Source organism: Amycolatopsis sp. NPDC047767 (assembly GCF_040704195.1).
In the GTDB taxonomy this organism is placed as follows: domain Bacteria; phylum Actinomycetota; class Actinomycetes; order Mycobacteriales; family Pseudonocardiaceae; genus Amycolatopsis.
Map to the genome: position 1 here is coordinate 1 of NZ_JBEYSJ010000061.1, position 24,744 is coordinate 24,744.

General features: G+C 68.8%; 17 protein-coding genes. 2 read left to right on the forward strand and 15 right to left on the reverse strand.

Annotated features, from left to right (window positions below; all coding sequences use genetic code 11):
- Positions 1 to 189, forward strand: a 189-nt coding sequence (locus tag AB0878_RS48025) for a hypothetical protein (protein ID WP_366590111.1), incomplete at its 5' end; no start/stop codon positions are given.
- Here the strand turns inward: AB0878_RS48025 and AB0878_RS48030 are convergent.
- The 14 genes from AB0878_RS48030 to AB0878_RS48095 form a co-directional block, all read right to left on the reverse strand.
- On the reverse strand, positions 123 to 2,687 hold the full coding sequence (locus AB0878_RS48030; protein WP_366590054.1) for a glycoside hydrolase family 3 C-terminal domain-containing protein: 2,565 nt from the start codon (positions 2,685 to 2,687) through the stop codon (positions 123 to 125). The genes AB0878_RS48025 and AB0878_RS48030 overlap by 67 nt on opposite strands.
- A gap of 76 nt (positions 2,688 to 2,763) precedes the next feature.
- The gene (locus tag AB0878_RS48035) at positions 2,764 to 5,541 is read right to left on the reverse strand and encodes a family 78 glycoside hydrolase catalytic domain (protein WP_366590057.1); all 2,778 of its coding nucleotides are present in this window, start codon (positions 5,539 to 5,541) and stop codon (positions 2,764 to 2,766) included.
- Positions 5,542 to 5,593: 52 nt separating this feature from the next.
- Entirely contained in the window at positions 5,594 to 9,079 is a 3,486-nt protein-coding gene (locus tag AB0878_RS48040) for a glycosyl hydrolase (RefSeq protein WP_366590059.1), read from the reverse strand.
- A gap of 530 nt (positions 9,080 to 9,609) precedes the next feature.
- Positions 9,610 to 9,807 carry a LuxR C-terminal-related transcriptional regulator gene (locus AB0878_RS48045; RefSeq protein WP_366590061.1) on the reverse strand — a complete coding sequence of 66 codons (198 nt, stop codon included), beginning with the start codon at positions 9,805 to 9,807 and terminating at the stop codon, positions 9,610 to 9,612.
- An 18-nt stretch (positions 9,808 to 9,825) separates the two neighbouring features.
- Complete coding sequence (locus AB0878_RS48050; RefSeq protein ID WP_366590063.1) at positions 9,826 to 10,434, reverse strand: LUD domain-containing protein; 609 nt, start codon at positions 10,432 to 10,434, stop codon at positions 9,826 to 9,828.
- A complete protein-coding gene (locus tag AB0878_RS48055) occupies positions 10,431 to 11,882 on the reverse strand; it encodes a lactate utilization protein B (protein ID WP_366590100.1) in 1,452 nt (483 codons plus the stop codon). The genes AB0878_RS48050 and AB0878_RS48055 overlap by 4 nt, the downstream gene beginning before the upstream one ends.
- Positions 11,883 to 11,899: 17 nt before the next feature.
- Entirely contained in the window at positions 11,900 to 12,625 is a 726-nt protein-coding gene (locus tag AB0878_RS48060) for a (Fe-S)-binding protein (RefSeq protein WP_366590065.1), read from the reverse strand.
- The gene (locus tag AB0878_RS48065) at positions 12,622 to 14,097 is read right to left on the reverse strand and encodes a rhamnulokinase family protein (RefSeq protein WP_366590067.1); all 1,476 of its coding nucleotides are present in this window, start codon (positions 14,095 to 14,097) and stop codon (positions 12,622 to 12,624) included. The genes AB0878_RS48060 and AB0878_RS48065 overlap by 4 nt, the downstream gene beginning before the upstream one ends.
- Positions 14,098 to 14,162: 65 nt before the next feature.
- Positions 14,163 to 16,205 carry a bifunctional aldolase/short-chain dehydrogenase gene (locus AB0878_RS48070; protein WP_366590069.1) on the reverse strand — a complete coding sequence of 681 codons (2,043 nt, stop codon included), beginning with the start codon at positions 16,203 to 16,205 and terminating at the stop codon, positions 14,163 to 14,165.
- A gap of 3 nt (positions 16,206 to 16,208) precedes the next feature.
- Positions 16,209 to 17,384 (reverse strand): L-rhamnose isomerase, encoded by a 1,176-nt coding sequence (gene rhaI / locus AB0878_RS48075; RefSeq protein WP_366590072.1) that lies wholly within the window; start codon positions 17,382 to 17,384, stop codon positions 16,209 to 16,211.
- 158 nt (positions 17,385 to 17,542) lie between these two features.
- Positions 17,543 to 18,616 (reverse strand): rhamnose ABC transporter substrate-binding protein, encoded by a 1,074-nt coding sequence (rhaS, locus tag AB0878_RS48080; RefSeq protein ID WP_366590074.1) that lies wholly within the window; start codon positions 18,614 to 18,616, stop codon positions 17,543 to 17,545.
- A gap of 19 nt (positions 18,617 to 18,635) precedes the next feature.
- On the reverse strand, positions 18,636 to 19,670 hold the full coding sequence (locus AB0878_RS48085; protein ID WP_366590102.1) for an ABC transporter permease: 1,035 nt from the start codon (positions 19,668 to 19,670) through the stop codon (positions 18,636 to 18,638).
- 7 nt (positions 19,671 to 19,677) lie between these two features.
- Entirely contained in the window at positions 19,678 to 20,649 is a 972-nt protein-coding gene (locus tag AB0878_RS48090; RefSeq protein WP_366590077.1) for an ABC transporter permease, read from the reverse strand.
- Between the two features lie 65 nt (positions 20,650 to 20,714).
- Entirely contained in the window at positions 20,715 to 22,232 is a 1,518-nt protein-coding gene (locus AB0878_RS48095; protein ID WP_366590104.1) for a sugar ABC transporter ATP-binding protein, read from the reverse strand.
- Positions 22,233 to 22,459: 227 nt separating this feature from the next.
- Between AB0878_RS48095 and AB0878_RS48100 the strand changes: the two genes are divergently transcribed.
- Positions 22,460 to 23,458 carry a LacI family DNA-binding transcriptional regulator gene (locus tag AB0878_RS48100; protein ID WP_366590107.1) on the forward strand — a complete coding sequence of 333 codons (999 nt, stop codon included), beginning with the start codon at positions 22,460 to 22,462 and terminating at the stop codon, positions 23,456 to 23,458.
- A 22-nt stretch (positions 23,459 to 23,480) separates the two neighbouring features.
- On the opposite strand, the gene AB0878_RS48105 is transcribed toward AB0878_RS48100, so the two are convergent.
- Positions 23,481 to 24,545, reverse strand: a complete 1,065-nt coding sequence (locus tag AB0878_RS48105; RefSeq protein WP_366590080.1) for an ROK family protein — start codon at positions 24,543 to 24,545, stop codon at positions 23,481 to 23,483.
- Between the last annotated feature and the right edge of the window lie 199 nt (positions 24,546 to 24,744).

Consider the following 24,744-nt stretch of genomic DNA (forward strand, 5'->3'; position numbering starts at 1 on the left):
ACGCAGGCGCTCTGGATCGCCGACGGGTACGGGTTCGCGTTGGCCGGGCTGCTGATCACGGCGGGCAACGTCGGGGACCGCATCGGGCGGAAGCTCGGCGCCGCTTCTGTGCGTCGGGAGGGTCAGGACACCGCGATGCGACCTCGGAGCGGGAGATCTGCCGACGAGGTGCCCACGCCGACGGAGTAGCTGCCCGGCACCACGGTCCACCCGGTGCTCGGGCTGAGCCAGACCGCGAGCTCGGCGCGCGGCACGTCGAGCGTCACCGTCGTACTCTGGCCCGGCTTCAGCGTCACCTTGGTGAACGCCTTGAGCTGCTGCGAGGGTTCCTGCGCGGCGTCGGGAGCAGCGACGTAGAGCTGCACGACCTCCGAGCCGGTCCGCCAGCCGGTGTTGGTGACCGTCGCTTGAGCACGAAGTCCGTCCCCCGCGCGGGAGACGCGCAGACCGCCGAGGCGGAAGGTGGTGTAGGACAGACCGAAACCGAAGGGGAACAACGGCTTTTCGCCGGAGTGCTGGTACCAGCGGTAGCCGACGGCCAGCCCCTCGTCGTAGTACACCTGCACGCCGTCGCCTGGGAACTCGACGGTCGTTTTGGCGGGCCCCTGCTGATCGGTCGCGGGGAACGTCTCGGGCAGGCGGCCGCCCGGCTCTTCGTCGCCGAACAGCATGGCGGCCAGGGCGTTGCCCTGTTCCTGACCGGCGTACCAATTGGCGATGACCGCCTTGACGCTGCCCAGCCACGGCATCAGCACCGCGCCGGAGGTGTTGAGCACGACCACCGTGTTCGGGTTGGCCTTCGCGACCGCGGCGACGAGCTCGTTCTGGTCGGCGGGCAGGGCGAGTGTCGAGCGGTCCATGCCTTCGCTGGTGAGGTCGGCCAGCACAACGACGGCGACGTCCGCCGCGCGCGCCGCGTCGGCCGCCGCCTGGTGGAGCTTGTCGTAGCCGGCCTGGAACCCGAGTACCAGCGACGTGCGCGGTGCGCGCCCGCCGGCCGGCGCGGCCGACACGTAGGTGACCTCGATGGTGTGGTTGCCGGCGGTCAAGGTCACCAGGCCGTTCTGCACAGCCTCGCGACCGGGCAGAGCGGTGACCACCTCCTTTCCGTCGATGCTCAGCGTCGTCACGCCGCCGACGCTGAGGCTGAAGCGGTAGCCGCCCGCTTCAGTGGCGGTGAGGGTGCCCGTGTACCGCGCGGACCAGCCGTCCGTCTGGGCCGCGACCGCTGCCGGCGTCGCGGTGACGTTCAGGGTGGACACGGTCTCGGTCCCCACCGGGTCACCGGTCAGGTCGGTGGACGCGTAGTAGGTGGCCGTCAGGCCGGACCCGAAGGCCGCCGCGGGTACGACCGGCAGCGCGGCGATGCCGAGGGTGCCTTGCGCGTAGGTGACCGGGGTGGCTCCGGCCCGCGCGCGGATCCCGGCCAACGGGGTCACGACCGTGCCGTTGGCGTTGACGCTGCCCGAGCCACCGCCGTGGGTCTGCGCACCGGCGTCGGCGGCATTGCCGATCACGGCGATGCTGCGGGGCCGAGCCAGGGGCAGCACGCCATTGTTCTTCAGCAGCACGCTGCCTTCGACGCCGATGCGCCGGGCCAGTGTGAGGTGCTCCGGCGTGGACACAACGGTGCCGACGACCGTGGCCGGGTCCGGCAACGGGTGATCGAACAGTCCGACTCGGATCATCGCCGTGAGGACGTGGGTCGCCATGGTGTCGAGCTGAGCCTCGCTGACGCTGCCGTTCTGCACGGCGGCTTTGAGCGCGTCGCCGAGGTAGGTGCCGCCGGGCATTTCGGTGTCCGAGCCGGCTTTGGCGGTCTGGAGTGTGCTGTGTGTGCCGCCCCAGTCCGACATCACCATGCCGTCGAAGCCCCACGCGTCGCGCAACGTGTCCTGGACGTTGACGCGGTTCTCGTGGGCCCAGGTGCCGTTGACCTTGTTGTAGGACGTCATGACGGCGCCGACCTGGCCCTGCTGCACGGCGGCCCGGAACCCCGGGTAGTAGATCTCCTGCAGCGCGCGGGCGGAGACCACGGCGTCGATCGAGTTGCGCAGGATTTCCTGGTTGTTGGCGGCGAAGTGCTTGACCGTCGAGATGACGTGGTTGGTCTGGATGCCCCGGATCGTGGCGGCCGCGAGCTGTCCGTTGAGGAACGGGTCTTCGGTGTAGGTCTCGAACGACCGCCCCCAGTGCGGGAGGCGCAGGATGTTGATGCACGGCGCCAAGGCGACGTTGTGTCCCTTGGCTGCCTGCTCGGCGCCGTACGCCTTCCCGTAGTCGGTCGCGGTCGCGGGGTTCCAGGTGGCGGCCAGGGCTTTGGAGTCCGGCCACTGCGTGACGCCGGTGGATCCGTTGCCGACCCCGCTGGGCCCGTCGGCCAGCCGCAGGGCCGGGATACCGAGCCGGTCGTTGGCGGGGATGTGCCCGGTGAAGCCCTTCGTGGCCGGAATGCCGTGGCAGTAGGCGATTTTTTCCTCGAGCGTCATCTTCGCCACGAGCTGCCGGGCCTTCTTCGCGGCTGCCTGAGCCTGAGGTGACGCCGGCGGTGGCGTGGCGAGCGAGCCGGCCGGCGCCGTGGCCGCGGGGTCGGCCGCCGCCAGGCCGGCGGGGGTCACCGCCACGACACCGGCGGCGGCGACCCCCGCTCCGGACCACTTCAACATCGCACGACGGGTGACGTCCATCGAGTGTCTCCTTGGGGGTGGGGTTATCAGGGAGAGCGGTGTCCGAGGTGGCCGGCCGGCCACCTCGGACACACGATCAGTTCGTCGCGGTGAACGTGTACTGCCCGGCACCGACGGTGTAGACAGCGTCGGCGACGCGGCGGGCCCCCGGTCCAGAGGACTGGACGTTGCGGCCGGCGGCGGCCGGGACGTGCACGGTGGCGGTCGCGCCCGGCGGAACCGTCACCTGGAGCCGGAACCCGTGCGCGGAGTTCGTCCACGCGCTGCTGACCGTGCCGTACGGTGTCCGGTAGCTGCCCTCGGCGTGGGTCAGACCCCCGACGACCGCGGGCGCGATGGTGAGGTCGCGGTAACCGACCGAACCGTCCGTCTGCTGGATTCCGGCGAGCCCGCGGACGAACCACGCGTCGACGGCGCCTAGGAAGTGGTGGTTCTGCGAGCCGCCGCCGTCCAGGCTCTCCGACAGCGTGGTGTGGCCGCTGGCGATCAGGTAGCCGTAGCCGGGCGAGGTCGGGTTGACGACCATGTCGTAGACGACGTCGTCACGGTTGCCGGCCTCGAGCGCGCGGAAGAGCGGTCCGAGGGCGACCGAGCCGGTCGTGATGTGGTTGCCGGCCGTGCGCACCGACGCCACGAGGCGGTCGAGCACCGCGGCGCGCTCGGCCGGCGCGACCAGCCCGGCGTCGAGGGCCATCGCGTTGGAGGCTTCGCTGTCACTGCCGTAGTAGACGCCGGTCGCGTCGACGTGGCGGAAGCGCGTGGTGAACTCCGTGGCGAGCTGGGCGGCCAGAGCCGTGTACTTGGCGTGGTCGGCCGTCTTCCCGAGGACCTGGGCGACGTCGGCCATGTTGTCGGCAGCCGTGTAGTAGCCGGAGAGGATGGCCAGCTGCATCGGCGTCGTGTTGTCCGTCGCGGACCAGTCACCGAGCCCGGGAATGTCACCGTTGTTGGCGGCTTTGTTCTGGGCTTCGTAGTCGAGCCAGGCCACCATGTTGTCGTAGTAGGCCGCCATGGTCCGGGTGTCGCCGTAGGTGAGGTAGAGCTGCCACGGGATCCGGATCACGGCACCACCCCAGTTGACCTCGTCGAGGAACTCGATGGTGCCCTGGGGCTTGGTCTGCGTGGTGGGTGCGACGCGGTGGAACTCGGGGGCGATGTTGGCGATCAAGCCCGGCGACACGTCACCCGGCTGCCGCTGCGCGGTGGCCATGTTGCGCACGAGCTGCGGTTCGAAGGCCGACATGTCGTAGTCGGTGAGCAGGGCGTCGAGGTTCTGCAGGTTGTCGCCGGTGTAGGGACCCTTCTCCCGATCCGGGCAGTCGGTCATGACCGACATCATGTTGCTCTGGATCGCCCGCTCGGTGATCGCGTGGATCTGGTTCAGCACATCGCTGGACGAGCTGAAGTCACTCGCGCTCGGGTTCGCCGCGTGGATCACGTCCACGGTCACGGTGTCCTTGGCCGGCGCCGTGCGAAGACCACTCACCTGCAGGTAGCGGAAGCCGCTGTAGGTGAACTGCGGGTGCCACGTCTCCTTACCGTGCCCGGAAAGCGTGTACCGGTAGGCGATCTGGCTGCCGGGCTTCGCGCCGGTGCTGGCGATGTCCAGTGTGCCGTCGGCAGCCAGCTTCTCCGCCGGGATCATCGTCACGGTGTCACCTGCGCGTCCCGAGACCGAAACGCTGGGCCAGCCTGACCGGTTGGCTCCGAAGTCGAGGATGTACGAGCCGTCGGTGAGCTTGCGGATGGTGGTCGGCTGCACGGTCTGCGCGACGGTGACCGGTGGGCGCGGGTTCGCCCGCAACGGCGTGGTGTCACGCGGCGTCGTGGACTGGGTGAGGGTGACCGGGCTCGCCTGCTGCCAGCCGGGGTTGTTCAGCGCGGCGGCCGAGGTCGGTGACTGGCTCGCTCGGCGGGCGTCGTACTCTTCGCCACTCCACCACGAGGAGAAGGTGGTGGCACCGAGCGCCGTCCGCCAGGTGCCGTCGCTGGAGACGATGTCACGGCGTCCGTCCTGGTAGGTGATCTCGAGCTGCGCGATGACTTTGGGCTCGCCGTACACGGTATATTGCTCGAGGGTGCCGCCGAAGAAGTACCGGCCAGGCGTCTTCACGCGCTGGTAGGTGCCGCTGCCCGTCTCCATGCCGATGGTGTTCGTGCCCGGCCGGAGGGCCTTCGTGAGGTCGTAGGTCCGGTAGTCGACCTCCGCGGAGTAGGTGGTCTGGCCCGGTTCGAGCACGGCGTCGCCGACCTGCCGGCCGTTGACGGTCGCGGCGTACAAACCAAGCCCGGTCGTGTAGAGGCGGGCCTGCTTAACCGCTCCGTGCACGGGGAAGGATTTACCGAAGACAGGCAGCGGAGTTTCCTTGCCGTCCGGCTGGGCGTAGTCGTACGACGGGTTCTCGATCCAGCGCGCAGACCAGTCGGCGGCGGACAGCAGGCCCATCTCCCAGCTCGCCGGATCACTCCAGTTCGAAACACGCCCGGTTGCGTCCCAGGTGCGGACCTGCCAGCTCACGTGGTCGCGCGAGTGCAGCGCAGGGCCCGCGTACTGGACGTTCGAGGTGCTCGTGGAGCGGACTTTCCCGCTGTCCCAGAGGTCACGTTTCCCGTGCTGAGACGGGGACTCCAGGGTCGAGCGGATTTCGTAGGCCGTCTGGCCGGTCGAGCTCTTTCCGGGCACCCAGCTGAGCAGTGGCTTGCCGGCGTCGATCCCGATCGGGTCGGCGAGGTTCTCGGTCTTGAGTGAGGTCGGCTTCGCCGAGCTGCTCGGAGCGGCGGCAGCGGTCGCCGATCCGGACACGGCCAGCAGCGCGACGGCGAGGAGGGTGAGGACAGGGCGCCGGCGGTTCATCGGAAGTCCTTTCAGCCGGAAGCGGGGACGGGCGGGTTCTTGTTCTGCGGCGCTACGCACGGTTCACGATCCGGACCGGCCCGAGCAGACCCGCCGGCTTCAGTTCCGTGCCGGCGGCGATGTTCTTCAGCGGCGGTTGCACGTTCGCGACCGGCGTGGCCCCGGGCTGCTGATCACCGACCAGCCGGTTGAACCAGCTGTTGGTGACCTTGACCTGCAGGGTGTTGCGGCCGCCGCGAAGCGCACCGGTGATGTCGAGCCGATAGGGGGCCCGCCACGCGATGCCCGCGTCGGCGCCGTTGATCGTGACCTGGGCGATGTCGTGCACCTCCCCCAGATCGAGGATCACGCGGCCGCCCACCTTGGTCCAGTCCGCGGGCGCGTCGAACGTCGTCGAGTAAGTGGCGGTGCCGGAGAAGTACTTGATCCCCGCGTCGCTCTCCTGCGTGAGGGAGTGGAGGAACGCGAAGTTCGCCTTGGCCGGTGCGCCGCGATCGGCCGGGAAGTCGACCTGCCACGCACCGGTGATCGCGCCGATCTGCCGATCCGCGGCCACCGCCACGGTCTTCGACCCGGGCTTGCCGTGGGAGATAACGAGGAAGATCGAGTCGGCGGGGCCGAGGTCGACGGTCAGCTGGGTGGCGCCGCTGGTCGCGTCGAACGTGATGGATGCGGTCTGCCCCGACACCGGATCCCAGCTTTCCACCGCGCTGCCCGCGGAGCGCAGCGTCAGGGGAATGGTGGTGCGCACGTTGCGCCGGTTGACGATGAAGTAGATGTCCGCCGAGTCGGTGCGGCGATGCGTCAGCCACAGGGGTTCGTTGGCGGTCAAGGGATCCATGGCGTCGAGCCGGAAGGTCCAGTCGGGGGTGACCCCGAGCTCGGCGAGCGCCTCGGCCGCGGTCACGCCGCTGAAGACCCGACCGGCACCGACGACGCGATCACGCTGCTCGCCATCGCCCCACAACCGCGCGGCCAGCTTCTGGAACTCCGCGTCGTCATCCGCCAAGCTCGGGGACCCCAGCGGTTTCGGGCCGGCGATCGCCGCGCCGGCGTCCACGAACCCGGCGAGCTTGCGCAGCACTGCCAGCGTGATGCGCTGAGCATCGCCGCCGAGCTGCAGGAGCGCGTACGCCTGACCGGTCCGGGTGACGATCCGGCCGTCGCGCACCGACAACTCGTTCAGGATGACGGTGCCGTTGACGAAGTCGTAGTCGTAGCCGACGGGCTGGTCGGTCTGCCGGAAGCTGCGGCCCCACACGCCCGTGGCGGGCGCTTCCTGTCCGTAGAAGTATGCGACGTCGGCGACGTGCGTGCCCCGAGACAGCAACCAGCTGCACCGCGACAGGTACGTCGTCCACGGCTTCGCCACCTCGGCCCAGGTCTCCAGTCGCGTGAAGAACGAGCCGATGCCGTTCAACGTGACGCCGGGACCGCGGTCGAGCGGCTGGTGCACCGAGGTGTGGATCATGAACCGGGTCGCGCCCTGTGCCAGCATTTCGTCGGCCAGCGGCTTGAGATCCTTCGGGGTGAAGCCCTGCGGGGTAAAGGTGAATGCCTCGACTGCGGCGTGCGGACGGCCGTAGATGTGCGCGACCGACGCGGCGCCACGGGTGTCGACCCGGTAGGTCTCGAACGACTGGTCCCCCGGTGCGAACGCCTCCCCCGACGCACCCATCGGGAAGTCGGCGTACTGCCGCATCTCCATGTCGTCGCCGAACCAGCCGCGCTTGTCCTCCTGCGCCTCGGCGTAGGTGCGCTGCAGGCCGCGTTTGTGGGCTTCGGCCGGGATGACCTGGTAGTGGTTCTGGGCCAGCAGCTCATTGAGCGTGCGCCGCCAGTCCCACAGGAACTTGTCGGCGTCGGCTGCGCTGTCGACCGGCACCCCGGTGAGCACTGGCAGGTGCGGTGCGGGGTCGTAGCCGCGGCGCTTGCGGAACTCGTCCAGCAGCGACTCGGTCCAGTTCTGGTAGCCCGCCTCGTAGCTGTCGTTGAGCAGCCCGGTCAAGCCACGGCGGCCGAAGAGGTCCTTGCCGGCCGCGTCGGCGAGCATGTCGAGGTAGGTGTTGAGGTACTTGCGGACCCGGCCGGCGTCGAGCTTGTCGACCTCCAGTCCGGTCGCGGCCGTAGACGCCGGGCCGTTTTGGTGGCCGGTGAGGCTGTACCCCAGGCGGACCACCACCCACGTGCCGGACGGCGCTCGCCAGTTCAGCGTCCCGTCCGCGGCCATCCGCCCGGTGAGGTCGACGACGTCGGACCGGCGGACCGCCGCCGCGCCGCCCTGCGAAGGGGTGGCGATGTGGTAGTAGTTCGCCGTCTGCCCGAACCCGGCCTTCACCTCGAACTCGTGCACCGTCGCGACGGTGCGCAGGATCAGGCTCGACAGGGCGATTGGAGCCGACGACGGCGCCGTGGAGCTCTGGCCGAAGACGACCTTGAAGTACTTCGCCGTGGTCTGCGGCACGAACAGCGTGCGCTGCACCCCGCTGTAGATGCCCTGTGTCAGCAGCGTCCACTGCCGGCCGTCGCGGCTGCTGTAGACCTGCGCCGACGGCCCGTACTCCACGACGTCGTTCCACCCGCTGAACGCCGCGCCGGTCGCGATGGTGACGCCGGTGACCGTGACCGGGCGCTGGTATTCGAAGCGCACCCAGGTCCCGCCGCCGCCGGGCGCGGGTAGGTACTGGGCATCGGCGACCGAGGCGTTCGACAGCTTCGCAACGTCCAGTGGGACACCCTGGTCGCCGTTCGAAGTCGGAGTCGCCTTCGGGTCGGCCTGCAGCCCACTAGCGAAGACCTTCGGCGCAAGCGCCGCTTGGTTCTGCGTTCCGTTCGGGACGCGGTAGGCGAACACGCGCGCGTCCCGGTAGAAGGCAGGCAACGGCGTAGGGGTGGAGGAGGCCGCCGCGGCATCCCCGAACTGACCCGCCACCGCGGGTGGTTGCGGCAGCTTCACCTGGCCCTGCCCGCCCGACACCCAGGTCTCGGTCCACACGTACTTCTTCATCGCATCTTCGGCCGTCACCCAGGGTCCACCGGTTTCCGACCACCCCGGCGAACAGGCGACGTCGGCCTCCAGGCCCAGCCGGTCGGCCTGCTGCATGGCGTACCGGAAGGCCGCCTTCCAGCCGTCCGACATGTACGGCAACGGATTCGGCACCACCACGGGCACCCGGCCCGCGCCGTCGAAGTTCACCATCCCGCCGATCCCGGCACGCTTGAACCACTCGAGGTCGGCCTTGATGCCTTCCTGGGTGATGTTCTGGTTCATCCAGTGCCACCACACCCGGGGCAGAACCTCCGCGGGCGGCGTTCTGAACCCGCCCAGCACGTCCGAACCGTCCAGCGCCGAAGCGAGCCGGGGAACGGCAAGACGCGCCGACCCCACTCCGCCTGCTTCAGCGGCGCCCAGACCGGTCGCGGTTTCCAGCTCGCCGGTCGCAGCCGCTGCCGCGGTTCCCGGTAGCGCCGCCACACCCGCCGCACCGATGGCCGCCGCGGCCGCGCCCCGAAGGAACCCTCGTCTGCTCGTCGACATCTTTGTCCTCGTTCCCGATCGACGGACGCACGCTCACGCGCATCCGGTACGCGATTCGAACTTGTTCGCCCGCTCGAAGCTGAAACGATTCATGATCAAGCTAGACCGAATGGGAACCGTCGACAATCCTTCGAAAGTTCTGAATCCTCGCGACCAGCCGAACACTTACGTTCAAAAGCCTATGCGGGCATACAAAAATCCACCCCACTGCCCAAACGAACAAGGCGATGTCGGGGTGTTGTCATATTTCGTCAGCCGCCGACGAACGTAGCGTCGGCGAGCCGCCAAGCAGGTGATGTCCGCAATTCGGGAGGACCACGAAGACGAACACTGTTGCGCACAGCAACTCCCGAAAGGCCCACCGCAAGGCGGCTTGGATTCAGCAATGAATCGTTTTAACTTCGGCTGAGGTTACGAGGATTTCACCTGGGAGACAAGAGGTTGTCCGGATGCGGACAGCCCTCGCGCGACAGCCTGTTGACAATCGCCAAAACCAGTCGAAAACCTTATATCGGACACATGTCGGGTGGTCAAACCAGCCCGCGCCGCGCCGCCCAGACAACGGCCTGTATGGGCGTGGCCAAGCCGAGCCGATCACAGATCGAGCGCATCCGCCGGCGAACCGTTCGATCTGAAAGCTCCAGCTTTCGCGCGATCATGTCCAGGGGCAACCCTTCCGCGAAGAGTGCGAGCAAGGCGATGTCTTCGCGTTCCAGCGTTGCGTTCATCGGCCCACCGTCCTCTGTTCAGTCGGCGACCAGGATGACGTGCAAGGTCCGCGGTCCGTGAACCCCTTCCACCCGGGTCAGTTCGATGTCGCTCGTTGCGCTCGGTCCGCTGATCCAGGTCTGGGGTTTCAACGGGTCCAAGATCGCCACGGCCTGTGGCACGCCGGAGACGATCTGGCTTTCGCGAACCACGCAGACATGCACGTCCGGCACCAAGCTCAACGCTCTTCGCCCCTGCCCCGCGCCGTGGTCGAGCACCAGCGTTCCGGTCGTCGCGATCCCCAGTGCAGCAGCCGTGACAACCGCGTCGAACGAAGCCAGGTCAGCGTTGCCCAGCGCGTCGGATGCCACCGTCGCCTCAAGGTTGCTGCCAATCACCTCGACTTCCAGCCCCGGTGGGAGGAGAACCTTGCGCGCGGTCCCCATAGCTGCGCGAAGCGAGCTTTCGAGCTCCGCACGCTTGCACCTCGTGAGGGCAGCGCGATAGTCAATTACGCGTTCAACGAACAGCTCCACGAACTCCACAGCCGTAGCCGCCCGATAGGTGCGCGGAACCGTTGTCTCAGCACGGTTGGCATCGCGAAGTGCGTCACGGACCGCAGCCAGAATTGCTTCACGGGCGGTCATCGCCAGCCTCCTTTTCGCCACCACGCACGGAAGGACTCGGTTGGCGGTGCGGGCAGGTCGCGGGCGCCGGTCCACAGCGAGGCGGGCCAGGGCAGCCGCCGCACCGCCCGCCGGCCGCCGGGCAGGACCGCGCGGCCGAAGCGGTTCAGCGCCTTGCCCGCCGCGCCCATCCCACGTTCGGCGAGGGTGAGCCGCCGGGCGTCGGACAGCACCCAGGCCGCGGACTTCATCGCCACGGCCTCGGGTTTCGGTGCCCCGCCGCGGTGGGCGTCCACGACCTGGGAGCGCAGGTGGACCAGCACTTCCGGGATGTCGATGCGGACCGGGCACGCTTCGAAACAGGCGCCGCACAGGCTGGAGGCGTACGGCAGCGAGTCGGTCTGCTCGTCGACGCCCACGCCTTTGAGCAGCGGGTTGAGGATGGCGCCGATCGGGCCCGGGTAGACCGAGCCGTAGGCGTGGCCGCCGGTGCGCTCGTAGACCGGGCAGACGTTGAGGCACGCCGAGCAGCGGATGCACCGCAGCGCCTGGCGCCCGACCTCGTCGGCCAGCGCGCGGGTGCGGCCATTGTCCAGCAGCACCACGTGCATCTCCTGCGGCCCGTCGCCGGGCGTGAGCCCCGACCACGCGGAGGTGTAGGGGTTCATCCGCTCGCCGGTGCTGGAGCGCGGCAGCAGCTGGAGGAACACGTCCAGATCGGCCCAGGTCGGCACGACCTTTTCGATGCCCACCACCGAAACCAGCACCTCGGGCAGCGTCAGGCACATGCGGCCGTTGCCCTCGGACTCGACCACGACCAGGGTCCCGCTGTCGGCGACCGCGAAGTTCGCGCCGGACACGGCCATCTTGGCGCGCAGGAACTTCTCACGCAGGTGCAGCCGCGCCGCGCCCGCGAGCTCGGCCGGTTCGTCGGTCAGGTCCTCGGGTGCGGGCCGGCCGGCCGCGGCCATCCGGCGGCGGAAGATCTCACGGATCTCCGCACGGTTGCGGTGGATCGCGGGCACGAGGATGTGGCTGGGCAGGTCGTCCCCGAGCTGCACGATCAGCTCGGCGAGATCGGTCTCCCACGCGGTGATGCCCTGCTCGGCCAGCGCCTCGTTGAGCCCGATCTCCTGCGTGGCCATCGACTTGACCTTCACGATCTCGTCGACGCCGTGGCCGTGGGCGATCCGCGCGACGATGTCGCACGCTTCGGCCGCGTCCCGCGCCCAGTGCACGGTCACGCCGCGCGCCTGCAGCGCGGCTTCGAGGGTGAGCAGGTGCTCGTCGAGGTGGCGCAGAGTGTTGTCCTTGATCGCCGCGCCCGCCAGCCGCAGCTCCTCCCACTCGGGCACCTCGGCGACCACGGCCACGCGCTTGGCGCGGATCGTGCCGGTGGCGTGCGCGAGGTTGCGGCGCAGCTGGCTGTCGGCCAGCGCCTCCCGCGCCGCCACCGGAAACGCCGGCATCCCGACGAACGTGGCACTCACGCGTCCTCCTCGGTCGAGGCCAGTACGTCGGCCAGATGCAGCACCCGCACGCCGGAGCGCTCGCGCGAGAGCAGGCCGCCGATGTGCAGCAGGCACGAGTTGTCACCGGCAACGAGCACCTCCGCGCCGGTGTCACGGACGTGACGGGCCTTGTCCGCGCCCATGGCGGTGGAGATCTCGGCGTTTTTCACCGCAAACGTGCCGCCGAACCCGCAGCACTCCTCCGCAGCGGGCAGCTCGACCAGATCGAGCCCGCGCACGTTGCGCAGCAGCCGCAACGGTTTGTCGCCGACGCCGAGCATGCGCAGCGAGTGACACGTCGGGTGATACGTCACACGGTGCGGGAAATACGCGCCGACGTCGGTCACCCCGAGCACGTCGACCAGGAACTCGCTCAGCTCCAGCACCTTCGGCCCGGCCTCGGCCAGCCGCGGCTCCCCCGCCCGCCGGGCCACCAGCGCGTGCTGGTGGCGCGCCGAACCCGCGCAGGAGCCCGACGGCGTCACGATGTAGTCGTAGCCGGCGAACGCGCCGGCGAAAGCCCGCACCACCGGCACCGCCTCGTCGAGGTACCCGGTGTTGACCATCGGCTGCCCGCAGCAGGTCTGGGCTTCCGGGAAGTCGGCGTCGACGCCGAGGCGGCGCAGCAGCCGGAACACCGCCTTGCCGGTGTCGGGGAACATCGTGTCGTTGATGCACGTCACGAGCACGGCGACCTTCACGCGTTCACCTCCGCGCGTTCATCTCGAAAGCGGGCTAGCCGCGCGTCGGCGGTCGCCCAGTCGCCACCTGCAGGTTCGTAGCGCTTCAGCGACTGCGTTCGACGGACCAGCGCACGCATGGCTGTCAAATCAGGAAGGTCCGCGGCGCCGAGTGCCCGCGCCTGCACCAGGACGTTGCCCAGCGCCGCCGCCTCCACCGGCCCCGCCAGCACCGGCACACCGCACGCGTCCGCGGTCAGCTGACACAACAGTTCGTTGTGGACACCACCGCCGACCACGTGCACGACGTCGACCTTGCGACCCACAAGATCAGCTGCCTGGCGGACAGTACTCCGGTACGCGAGGGCGAGGCTGTCCACAATGCACCGGACAATCTCACCCTTGGTCTCGGGTGGGCGCTGGCCCGTCTTTCGGCAGGCCGCCGCGATCCGCGCCGGCATGTCGCCCGGCGGCAGGAACTCGGGCGCGTTGATGTCCACCACCGCCGCCAGTGGTACCGCGTGCGCGGCTTCCGCCAATACCTCCGTCAGGTTCGCGCGTTCACCTCGCCCGGTCCAGGTGCGTAGCGTTTCCGAAAGCACCCACAGGCCCATCACGTTGCGCAAGAAACGGATCGTGCCGTCGACGCCGGTCTCGTTGGTGAAGTTCGCATCGCGTGCCGCCTCGCTGAGCACCGGCTCCTCGAGTTCGAGACCGACGAGCGACCACGTGCCCGAGGAGATGTAGGCGAAGTTCGCCGCCGGTTCAGCCGGCACCGCGACCACCGCGGAGGCGGTGTCATGGGAGCCGACCGCGATGACCGGAACTTGGGGCAGCCCGTTTTCCTGAGCGACCTCGGTGCGCAACGTACCCACCAGTTCGCCCGGCTCGCGCAGCGGCGGCAGCAACCGAACAGGGATTCCGGCCCGCTCGGCGAGCCCGGTCGCCCAGGTCCCGGTTCGCACGTCGTACAGCTGAGTCGTCGACGCGTTGGTGCGCTCGGCCCCGATCGACCGCGTCAGCCAGTAGCCGAGCAGGTCCGGGATGAGCAGCATCGTCTCTGCCGCCGCGAGCCGCTCGCCTTCGGCCACGAGCTGGTAGAGCGTGTTGAACGGTAGCTCTTGCAGCCCGGTCACGGCGAACAGCTCCCGCGCTGGGATGGTCCGCTGCACCTGCTGCGCGATCCCGTCGGTGCGGGAATCGCGGTAGTGCACCGGATCGCTGAGCAGCACGCCGCGAACATCGAGGAGCCCGTAATCCACGGCCCACGAGTCGATGCCGATGCCCGCCACCGTGCCCCCCTCGTGAACCTGAGCGATCCCCGTCAGTGCTTCTCGATAGATGCGGCGCGCGTCCCAGTACAGGGTCCCGCCCGCGCGCACGGCGCCGTTCGGGAATCGTCGTACCTCGTCGACCTGGAGGTGGCCGGGACCGACGGTCCCGGCCATCACGCGTCCACTCGACGCGCCCAGATCGACCGCCGCCAACCGCATCACAGCCGCACCGCGAGCCGGACGTCGGGCCGGTCGAGCGTGTCGGTCATGGTTTCTCCTTTGAGCTAGCGGAGGAACGCGGCGGCGACGCCGGCGTCGACCGGGATGTGGAGGCCGGTGGTGTGGGTCAGGTCGCCGGCGGTCAGCGCGAACACCGCCGCGGCAACGTGCGCGGGCAGGACCTCGCGCTTGAGGATGGTGCGCTGGGCGTAGAACTCGCCCAGCTTCTCCTCCGGCACGCCGTAGACCGCGGCCCGCTGGGCGCCCCAGCCGCCTGCGAAGATGCCGGAGCCGCGCACGACCCCGTCGGGGTTGATGCCGTTCACCCGGATGCCGTGCTCACCCAGCTCGGCCGCGAGCAACCGGACCTGGTGGGCCTGGTCGGCCTTCGCCGCGCCGTAGGCGACGTTGTTGGGGCCGGCGAACACCGCGTTCTTCGACGAGATGTACACGACGTCCCCGCCCAGGCCCTGGGCGATCATCGCCTTCGCCGCGGCCTGCGACACCAGGAACGAGCCCTTGGCCATCACGTCGTGCTGCAGGTCCCAGTCGCGTTCGGTGGTCTCCAGCAACGGCTTCGAGATCGACAGGCCCGCGTTGTTCACGACCAGGTCAAGGCCGCCGAACGCCAGCACCGTGGCATCGACCGCCGCCGCGACACCGGCCGCGTCGGTGACGTCCGCCGCGACCGCGATGGCCTTGTCCGGCCCGCCGATGCCACTCACGACTTCTTCGGCCGCCCCGGTGTTGAGATCGGCGATGGCCACACACGCACCTTCCGCGGCGAGCCGTTCGGCGATGGCCCGGCCGATGCCCGAACCCGCGCCGGTGACCAGCGCGATCCGCCCGGCCAGCGGTTTCGGCTTCGGCATCCGCTTGAGCTTGGCCTCCTCCAGCGCCCAGTACTCGATGCGGAACTTCTCGCTCTCCGCGATCGGCGCGTACGTCGACACGGCTTCCGCGCCACGCATCACGTTGATCGCGTTGACGTAGAACTCCCCCGCCACCCGCGCGGTCTGCTTGTCCTTGCCGAAGGAGAACATGCCGACGCCGGGCACCAGCACGATCGCCGGGTCCGCACCCCGCATCGCGGGCGAGTCGGCGGTGGCGTACCGCTCGTAGTAGGCCCGGTAGGACTCGCGGTACTCGGCGTGCAGCTCCTTCAAGCGCGCGACCACATCTTCCAGCGGCGCGGTCGCGGGCAGGTCGACCACCAGCGGACGCACCTTCGTGCGCAGGAAGTGGTCCGGGCACGACGTGCCCAGCGCCGCAAGCCGCCCGAGCTTCTCCCGCGAAAGGAACTCCAGCACCACATCCGCATCGGTGAAGTGGCCCACCTGGATCGCGTCAGTGGACGCGAGCCCTCGAACCACCGGCGCGAGAACAGCCGCACGAGCACGACGTTCCGCATGAGGGAGGGCTTCGAAACCGGGCACCACGGCGCCGAACGGATCGGCCTTGCCGCGTTCGGCCAAGAACTTCTCCGCAGTGCGGATGATCTCCAGCGAGTTCCGCCGGCACTCCTCGGAGGTGGCACCCCACGCGGTGATCCCGTGCCCGCCGAGGATCACGCCGATCGCCTGCGGGTTGGCCTCCTTCACGGCCGCGATGTCCAGCCCGAGCTGGAACCCCGGGCGCCGCCAGTCCACCCACGCCACGCGGTCGCCGAAGCACTCCTTCGTCAGCGCCGCGCCGTCGGCCGCCGTGGCGAGCGCGATGCCGGAGTCCGGGTGCAGGTGGTCGACGTGCGCCGCCTCGACCAGCCCGTGCATCGCCGTGTCGATCGACGGCGCCGCCCCGCCCCGACCGTGCAGGCAGTAGTCGAACGCGGCCACCATCTCGTCCTCGCGCTCCACACCCGGGTAGACGTCCACGAGCGCGCGCAGCCGGTCCAGGCGCAGCACGGCCAGCCCGGACTCCGTCAGCGTGCCGAGGTCACCGCCGGAACCCTTGACCCACAACAATTCGACGGGCTTCGCGGTGACCGGGTCGAGCATCTCACCCTTCGCCGAGGTGTTGCCGCCGGCGTAGTTCGTGTTCCGCGGATCCGCACCCAGCACATTGCTACGGGCAATCAGATCAGCCGCGACAGTCGTTTCGTTCGACACAGCTCAGGCTCCCCAACCGGCCTGCTGGCCGTCGGCTCGTTCGGCGATGATCTTTTCCTGGTACCCGCTGCGGTGATAGGCGGCGACCGGGTCCGGGTCGAGGCCCGCGTCCTCGCGCACCTCGGCCAGCAGCGGCCGCACGTCGGTGTTGTAGGCGTCCATGAGCACGGCGTTGGCGCCGAGCACGTCACCCGACTGCTGGGCCGCGCGCAGGGCGTCGCGGTCCACCAGCAAGGCCTTCGCCGTGGCCTCCTGCACGTTCATCACCGAGCGGATGATCGCCGGGATCTTCGCCTCGATGTTGTGGCACTGGTCCAGCATGAAATTGATGCCGTAGGACGGATCCAGCGCGTCGGCGCGCACGATCTCGTTCATGATCCGGAACAGCTGGAACGGATCCGCCGCACCGGCCATGAGGTCGTCGTCGGCGTAGAAGCGCGAGTTGAAGTCGAACGCGCCGAGCTTCCCGGCCCGCAGCAGGAACGCAACGATGAACTCGATGTTCGTGCCCGGCGCGTGGTGACCGGTGTCGATGCACACCGTCGCCTTCTCACCCAGCTCGAGGCAGTGCGCGTACGAGGTGCCCCAGTCCGGCACGTCGGTCGCGTAGAACGCCGGCTCGAAGAACTTGTACTCCAGCAACATCCGCTGGTTCTCACTGAGCCGATCGTAGGTCTCGCGCAACGCGGCCGCGAGCCGATCCTGACGGTCGCGCAGGTCGTCCTGACCCGGGTAGTTCAGGCCGTCGGCGAACCACAGCTTCAGATCACGCGAACCCGTGGCGTCCATGATGGAGATCGCCTCGAGCAGGTGGTCGGTCGCCTTGCGCCGGATCCCGGGGTCGGGGTTGGTGACCGAGCCGAGCTTGTAGTCGTTGTCCTGGAAAACATTCGTGTTGATCGCCCCGATCCGCACGCCCAGGTCCTCGGCGTAGGCGCGCAGCGCGGCGAAGTCGTCGACGCGGTCCCACGGGATGTGCAGCGCCACGCTCGGCGCCACCCCAGTAAAGCGGTGCACCGTGGCCGCGTCGGCGATCTTCTCCTCGGCCGTGCGGGGAACCCCGGCCTGGGTGAAGACCTTGAACCGGGTGCCGGAGTTGCCGAACGCCCACGAAGGGGTCTCGATCCGCTGCGCCCGCAAAGCGGACTTCACGGCAGTCAGGTCGGGCAAGTCGATCACGTCTCTCGTTGTCATGCGCTCGCGCGCGCCATACCGAGGCACAGGACCGTCGTCAGCCTGGTGAGCTGCACCCACCTGCGCGGTGGTAGGGATAGCCATCCATCGGTCCTCGGTGGAACCCGGCCGGACCACGACCCGCGGCCCGGCCGGGAGCTTGGTCAGAAGTTGTACTTGTCGATGTTGTCGGCGTTGAAGACCGTCGGCGGGCCGAGCACGATCTCGCCGTCCGCGCCGATCGTGTACTCGCCGAGCTTGCCGGCCTTGAACTTCTGGCCCTGCGCGCCGGTGATCTGCCCGGAGCTCAGCGCCACGCCCGCGTAGGCGGCGAGGTAGCCGATGTCGGCCGGGTTCCAGAGCGCGAACTCCTTGACCGTGCCGTCCTTCACGAACGCGCGCATCTGGTTCGGCGTGCCCAGCCCGGTGATCGCGACCTTGCCCTTGTAACTCGACGAGCTCACATACCGGGCCGCGGCCGCGATCCCGACGGTGGTCGGCGACACGATCACCTTGAGGTTCGGGAACGACTGCAGCAGACCCTGCGCCTCCTGGAACGACTTCTGGTCGTCGTCGTTGCCGTAGGCGACCTTGTCCAGCTTCAGCTTGCTGTTCTCCGGCTTGGCCAGCTCCGTCTTCATCACGTCGATCCACGCGTTCTGGTTCGTCGCGTTCGGCGTCGCCGACAGGATCGCGATCTCACCCTCACCACCGGCCAGCTCGTTCGCCATCTTCGCCAGCTGCTCGCCGATGCCCTGGGAGCTGGCCTGGTTGATGAACACATCACGGCAGCTCTTCGCCGCATCCGAGTCGAACGCCACCACCTTCATGCCCGCGCTGCGGGCCTGGTTCAGCGACGGACACACGGCGTTCGGGTCGTTCGCGGCGATCCCGATCACGTCCTGCTGCTGCTGGATCAGCGTGTTGATGTAGCTGACCTGCGAGGACGCGCTGGCGTCGTTCGGCCCGACGAGCTTGTACTCACCCTTGAGCTCATCCAGCGCCGCCTTGCCGCCACCGACCTCGATGTCGCTGTAGGGGTTGTTCAACTGCTTAGGCAGGAACGCCATCTTCACGCCCTGCTTGCTCGCCGCGTTGGGGTTCGCCGCCGCAGTGGATTGAGTGTCTCCAGCGCTGCTGCTGTCGTTCTTGGTTGTGCCGCCGCATGCCGCAAGGCTCAGCACCAAGCTGGCCGCGGTCGCCACGGAGAGCGCGCCGGTGAACAATCTACGGGACATCTTCGTCACCTTTCTGGATTTACTGTTCAGCACCGGCCAAAGCTCCGGCATTCGGGGAGGGAGACCTCCGCCTACGCCGCTGCAGCGCGGCGCTGGAGGAGGAGAGGATGTTGGGCAGCAGCACCGAGATGATCAGCAGCACGCCGGTCACGATGTTGAGTGCCTCGTTGGACACGTCCTGCAGCCGCAACGCGTTCTGCAGCGCGGAAAGCAGCACCACACCGCCGAGCACTCCGGGCAGCGTGCCCTTGCCGCCGAAGATCGAGACGCCGCCGAGGAGCACGGCGGCCACCACGGCGAGCTCGAGGCCGAATCCGTTGTCGGCGCGGGCGCTGGAGTAGCGCAGTGTCCACAGCACCCCGGCCAGCCCGGCGACGGCGCCGCTGACGACGTAGAGCCAGAACTTCGTGCGCCCGGTGCGGATGCCGGCGAACCGGGCGGCGGTGTCGCTGGCTCCGGCCGCGAACACGCCGCGCCCGATCGGGGTGGCGTGCAGCACCACCCCGAACACGATGGCCAGCACGATGAGCGGGATGAGGACGTTGGGGATCGAGCTGCCGCCGAGCGTCCCGGTGACCCAGGAGGTGTAGGACTGCGGGAAGTCGGCCACGGCGCTGTCGCCGAGCACCACGAACGCGAGGCCGCGGTAGAGCGCCATGGTGCCGATCGTGACGGCGAGTGAAGGCAGCTTCAGGACCGTGACGAAGAAGCCGTTCACCGCACCGAGGATCGCGCCGAGCACGATGCACAGGGGGATGATCGTCTCGATCGTCAGCCCGGAGTTCCACAGGGAACCCATGACCGCCGACGTGAGCCCGAGCGTGCTGGCCACCGACAGGTCGATCTCGCCGGTCACGATGATGAACGTCATCGGCAGCGCCATCAGCGCGATCGGCAGCAGGTCGAGCAGCAGGAACGTGTAGTTGCGGCCCGTGCCGAAGTTGTCGATGGTGCCCGACGCGACGAGCAGGACCACGACGGCGATGGCGATGACGGCGACGTCCCAGCTCGCCAACCGACCGAGCCACGAGGGCCGCCGACGCGCATCGGGCATAGGAGTGTCAGACATGGGAGTCCCTCTTCTTCAGTGCCTTGGCCACGCGCACCGCGACAAGGCGGTCGGCGCCGATGGCCAGCAGGATCAAGGCGCCCACGATCGCCTGCTGCCAGAACTGATTGATGTCCAGCACCGCCAGCGCGCTGCCGATCACCGTCAACAGCAGCGCCCCGAGGCTCGCCCCCCACACCGAACCACTGCCACCGAACACCGCCACCCCACCCACGACCGCGGCGGCCACCACATTCAGCTCATACCCGGTGCCAGCTGCGGCGTCGATGGTGCTGAACCGGGCTGCGAACAACACGCCGGCCAAGCCCGCCAATGCGCCACTCACCAGGAACGCCATCGTCGTGTTGCGCCCGACTTTGATGCCCGCGAGCTGCGCGGCCTGCGGGCTCGACCCCATCGCGTACAGCTCGCGACCACCGCGGTAGCTGCGCAGCACCACCCCGGCGATCACCATCACGAGCACCGCGATCAGCACCAGCCACGGCACGCCGAGCACCGATGCATCACCGAAGTCGACGAACGACCGCGGCATTTTGTCCGCGTTGATCTGCTGGCCCCCGGCCCAGAAGTAGCAGACGCCACGAAACGCATACAGGGTGCCGAGCGTGACCACCAACGCCGGGACTTTCCCGAAGCGCACCACCGCGCCGTTGACCAGTCCGCACAGCGCTCCGACGACGATGCCAGCCAACAGCGCGACGATGACAGGCAAGCCTGGGTTGTCGCGCAGCATCGTGCCGACTGCGAACGCCGACAGGCCCAGCACCGAACCCACGGACAGATCGATGTTGCGCGTGATGATCACGACCGCCTGACCCACGGCCAGCACCGCCAGGATCGCCGTGCCCAGCAGGATGTCGCGGATGCTCTGCCCCGACAGGAACCGCGGATTCTGCACCACGGTGAACACCACCAGCACGATGAGTGCCAGTACGATCCCCGACTCACGCGCCCGGAAGATCACACTGACTCCGGACCCTCGCACTTTGGCCAGCTCCCGGGGTGGAGGAGCCGCTACCTTCGTCGCACTCACGCTGCAGCTCCCTGTCCCATCGCCGCGAACATCACCGAGTTCTCGTCCGCCTCGGCCCGCGGGATCTCCGCCACGATCCGGCCCTCCCGCATCACGAGCACGCGGTCGGCCATGCCCAGCACCTCCGGCAGCTCCGAGGACACCATCACCACCGCGACCCCCTCGGCCGCCAGCGCCGACATGAGCCGGTGCACCTCGGCCTTCGTGCCGACGTCGATCCCCCGCGTCGGCTCATCCACGATCAGCACCCGCGGCGCCATCGAAAGCCACTTGGCCAGCACCACTTTCTGCTGGTTGCCACCGGACAGCGTGCCCACCGCGTCGCCGAGCCGGCCGTACTTCGTGCGCAGCCGCTCGGTCCAGCGCAGCGCTTCCCGCCGCTCACCGGGACCCAGCAACAGACCGACTTTCGACAACGCCCGCGCCCGCGGCAGCGTCACATTGCGCTCGATCGACAGGTCCATCACCAGTCCCTGCTGCCGCCGGTCCTCCGGCACCAGCGCCATGCCCGCCGCCATCGCTGCACGAGGCGAGTGGGCCTTGAGCTTCTTCCCGTTGAGCCGCACCACTCCGGCGTCGCGTTCGTCCACTCCGAACACCGCCTGGACCACTTCGGACCGACCTGAACCGACCAGTCCCGCGAAGGCAACGATTTCCCCGGCCCTGACCTCGAACGAGACGTCGCGGAACACTCCCTCGCGAGCCAGCCCTGCCACTTCGAGCACGACTTCTCCGGGTTCCACGTCCTGCTTGGGGAACAACGCGTCGAGGTCGCGTCCCACCATGCGGCGCACCATTTCCGCGACGGTGACGTCTTCGATCGCGTCGGTGGAGACGTGTCGGCCGTCGCGCATGATCGTCACGCGCTGGCACAGGTCGGTGATCTCCTCGAACCGGTGCGAGATGAACATGATCGCCGCACCCTCGTCGCGCAGCGCCCGCGCCACGGAGAACAAGCGCTCGACCTCCACCAGGCTCAACGCTGCGGTCGGCTCGTCCATGATCAGCACCCGCGCGTCGGCGGACAGCGCCTTGGCGATCTCCACGATCTGCTGGTCGGCGATCGACAACCCGCGCGCCGGGCGGCTCGGATCGATCTGCACGCCGAGGCGGGCGAACAGCCGCTCGGCCTCGGCGCGAATCGCAGCACGGTCGATCATCCCCAACCGGCCACGCGGGTGGCGGCCCATCACGATGTTCTCGGCGACGGTGAGATCGGGGAACAACGTCGGCTCCTGGTAGATCACCGCGATGCCCGAAGCCTTCGCGTCCGCCGGCGAGGAGAACGCGACCTCCGCACCGTCCAGCAGCAGCGTCCCGGCGTCGGGACGGTGCACACCCGCCAGCATCTTGACGATCGTGGACTTCCCGGCACCGTTCTCACCCACCAGCGCGTGAGCCTCACCGGCGTACAGCGGGAACGACACACCCGCCACCGCCGCGACCGCGCCGAACGACTTCGTCACCCCGCGAACCTCGAGTAAGGGCACTCGGTCGCGCTCCTGCCGCATCATCGCGACCTCCGGATTAAAAGGTTTCACAAACGGATGCGGCGAAGCTACTATGCTGTGTACCACCAAGTCAACGAGCTGCTCAGACTTCGCAGGTAAATCGTTCAAACTCTTCAGTCGGTTGACTTATTACGTTTCAAAACCCTAGCTTTACAACCTGCCGAGGAGGAACCCACGTGACGGCGCAGGACCCCACCGGAGCACGGCCCGCCGAGCTCCGTGCCGCTGGCATGAAGGACGTCGCTGCCGCCGCTGGAGTCTCGGTCGGCACGGTGTCCAACGTGCTCAACCGACCGAACCGAGTCAGCATCGCCACCAGATCGAAGGTCGAGAAGGCGATCGCCGACCTCGGCTTCGTGCGCAACGAGCTGGCCCGCCACCTTCGTGCGGGCCACAGCCGCGTGCTCGCCTACGTGATGCTCGACGGACGCAACCCCTTCTTCACCGACGTCGCCGCCGGGATGGAAGACGTCGCCGCACAAGAAGACCTGTCCCTCTTCCTCTGCAACAGCACGAACCTCGCCGTCCGCGAGGCGGACTACCTGAGCAGCCTCGAGCAACAACGCGTGCAGGGCGTCCTCATCACACCCGTCGATCCGAATTCGCCGCGGCTCGACGAAATCGCCCAACGCGGCACACCCCTCGTGATCGTCGACCGGACCCGGCGCGGTGACTCCCACTGCTCCGTGGCCGTCGACGACGTGGTCGGCGGCGAGATCGCAGTCCGCCACCTTCTGGAGCAGGGCCACGAGCGCGTCGCCTTCGTCGGTGGACGTTTGGACATCGGGCAAGTGCGTGATCGTCGTGAAGGCGCGCTGCGTGCGCTGCGCGAAGCTGGGCTGGAAAAAGACCGCCTGGTCGACATCACCACGTCGCAGATGGGGGTCGTCGACGGCGGCAATGCGGGCCGCCGGCTGGCGGGGCTGCCGGCGGCGACCCGTCCGACGGCCGCCTTTTGCGCCAACGACCTCCTGGCCCTGGGACTTCTGCAGACATGTGCGGCCCTCGACCTGCGTGTCCCACACGACCTCGCGATCGTCGGCTACGACGACATCGAGTTCGCCTCGGCCGCGACGGTGCCGCTCACCTCGGTCCGCCAGCCGCGACATCGCCTGGGGCGAACCGCGGCCGAACTCCTCATGCAAGAGACGCGAGAGCTGGTGCACACCCATCAGCAGGTGACGTTCACACCCGAGCTGGTGGTGCGTGCCTCCAGCCGCCGCCCGTGATCCGGATCCAGAGCTCCCCGCCCTAGGAGAGAGCCGGCAGCCCACGTTCTTCGGCAAGCTGCCGTCGGGTCGAGTCGAGCGCGAAGGTCACCGCGCCGACGACCTCCGCGCGTTTGCCCAGCGACGACCTCAGGAGCCGCAGGCCGTCAGCGATCGCAGGTTGCGCGTACCGCCGCAGGCTTACTCCCACGGCGTCGAGGAGCACGTCGCCGGCCGAGCTGACCAGACCGCCGAGCACGACCGCTCCGGGGTTGAGACTCGCGCAGAGGTCGGCGATCGCCCGTCCGAGCGTCCGCCCAGCATCGGACACGATGCGAGTGGCCAGCGGCTCGCCGTCGCGCACGAGCTCCACGACCCGGTCGAGCGTCAGCGGTTCCCGGCTCGTCGGTTGCAGCAACTGGATGATGCGCCGGCCCGAGGCAAGGGTGTCGAGACAACCACGGCTCCCGCACCAGCACACTGCGCCGTCCTCGTCGACGAGGACGTGGCCGATCTCGCCCGCGATACCCGCCGCGCCCTTGTAGAGCTTCCCGTTGAGGACGAGCCCGGCACCGATGCCGCTGGACACCTTCACGTAGAGCACGTCGTCGATTCCGTTGGCGGCGCCTTCCCACGCCTCCGCCAGAGCGCCGAGGTTCGCGTTGTTCTCCAGCCAAACCGGCAACCCGATGCGTTCTTCGAGCTCAGTCGCCGGCACCACTCCCGCCCAGCTGTTGAGCACTCGGCCGAGGGTGATGCTTCCCGTCGCGCGATTGACCGGGGCCGGCAGGCCGACGACCACCTGCCGGACCACACTCCGGTCCACTCCGGCCTCGGCGATCAGGTCGGTGACGAGCTTCGCGGCTGCGGACAACGACTCGGCCGCGAAGTCGTCGACCTGCATCAGGACCTGCTGCTCAGCGAGGATCCGACCCGACAAGTCCGCCAGTGCGGCCCGGATGTGCGTACGCCCGAAGTCGACGCCGACCACCGCGTCAGTGGTCTCGGCGAGCTGCAGGAGGCCGGGAGGCCGGCCGCTGTGGGAACCGCGCGCGAGCGGATCGGGGATGCCCTCGACGACAGCCCCGTTGGCGACGAGGTCGCTCACGACCGCCCACACCGAGGTCCGCGAACGCCCGGTAACCTCGCGCAACCGGGCCCGGCTCATCGGACCGTAGCGGCTCAGGGCGAAAAGGACGTGTTCCCTCTGCGACGGGCTCGGTGCCGGGCCGGGCTCTCGCGACGATCCGTTTGTGTTCACGTGTCCACCCCTAGCCTCCCCGATCTGCCAGCCTAACCGGATCGCT

Bases quoted from the DNA above. Each gene is read 5' to 3' on its own strand.
- AB0878_RS48030 (WP_366590054.1), bottom strand. From the start codon at position 2,687: ATGGACGTCACCCGTCGTGCGATGTTGAAGTGGTCCGGAGCGGGGGTC.
- AB0878_RS48035 (WP_366590057.1), bottom strand. From the start codon at position 5,541: ATGAACCGCCGGCGCCCTGTCCTCACCCTCCTCGCCGTCGCGCTGCTG.
- AB0878_RS48040 (WP_366590059.1), bottom strand. From the start codon at position 9,079: ATGTCGACGAGCAGACGAGGGTTCCTTCGGGGCGCGGCCGCGGCGGCC.
- AB0878_RS48045 (WP_366590061.1), bottom strand. From the start codon at position 9,807: ATGAACGCAACGCTGGAACGCGAAGACATCGCCTTGCTCGCACTCTTC.
- AB0878_RS48050 (WP_366590063.1), bottom strand. From the start codon at position 10,434: ATGACCGCCCGTGAAGCAATTCTGGCTGCGGTCCGTGACGCACTTCGC.
- AB0878_RS48055 (WP_366590100.1), bottom strand. From the start codon at position 11,882: ATGCCGGCGTTTCCGGTGGCGGCGCGGGAGGCGCTGGCCGACAGCCAG.
- AB0878_RS48065 (WP_366590067.1), bottom strand. From the start codon at position 14,097: ATGCGGTTGGCGGCGGTCGATCTGGGCGCGTCGAGTGGACGCGTGATG.
- rhaS (WP_366590074.1), bottom strand. From the start codon at position 18,616: ATGTCCCGTAGATTGTTCACCGGCGCGCTCTCCGTGGCGACCGCGGCC.
- AB0878_RS48085 (WP_366590102.1), bottom strand. From the start codon at position 19,670: ATGCCCGATGCGCGTCGGCGGCCCTCGTGGCTCGGTCGGTTGGCGAGC.
- AB0878_RS48095 (WP_366590104.1), bottom strand. From the start codon at position 22,232: ATGATGCGGCAGGAGCGCGACCGAGTGCCCTTACTCGAGGTTCGCGGG.
- AB0878_RS48100 (WP_366590107.1), top strand. From the start codon at position 22,460: ATGAAGGACGTCGCTGCCGCCGCTGGAGTCTCGGTCGGCACGGTGTCC.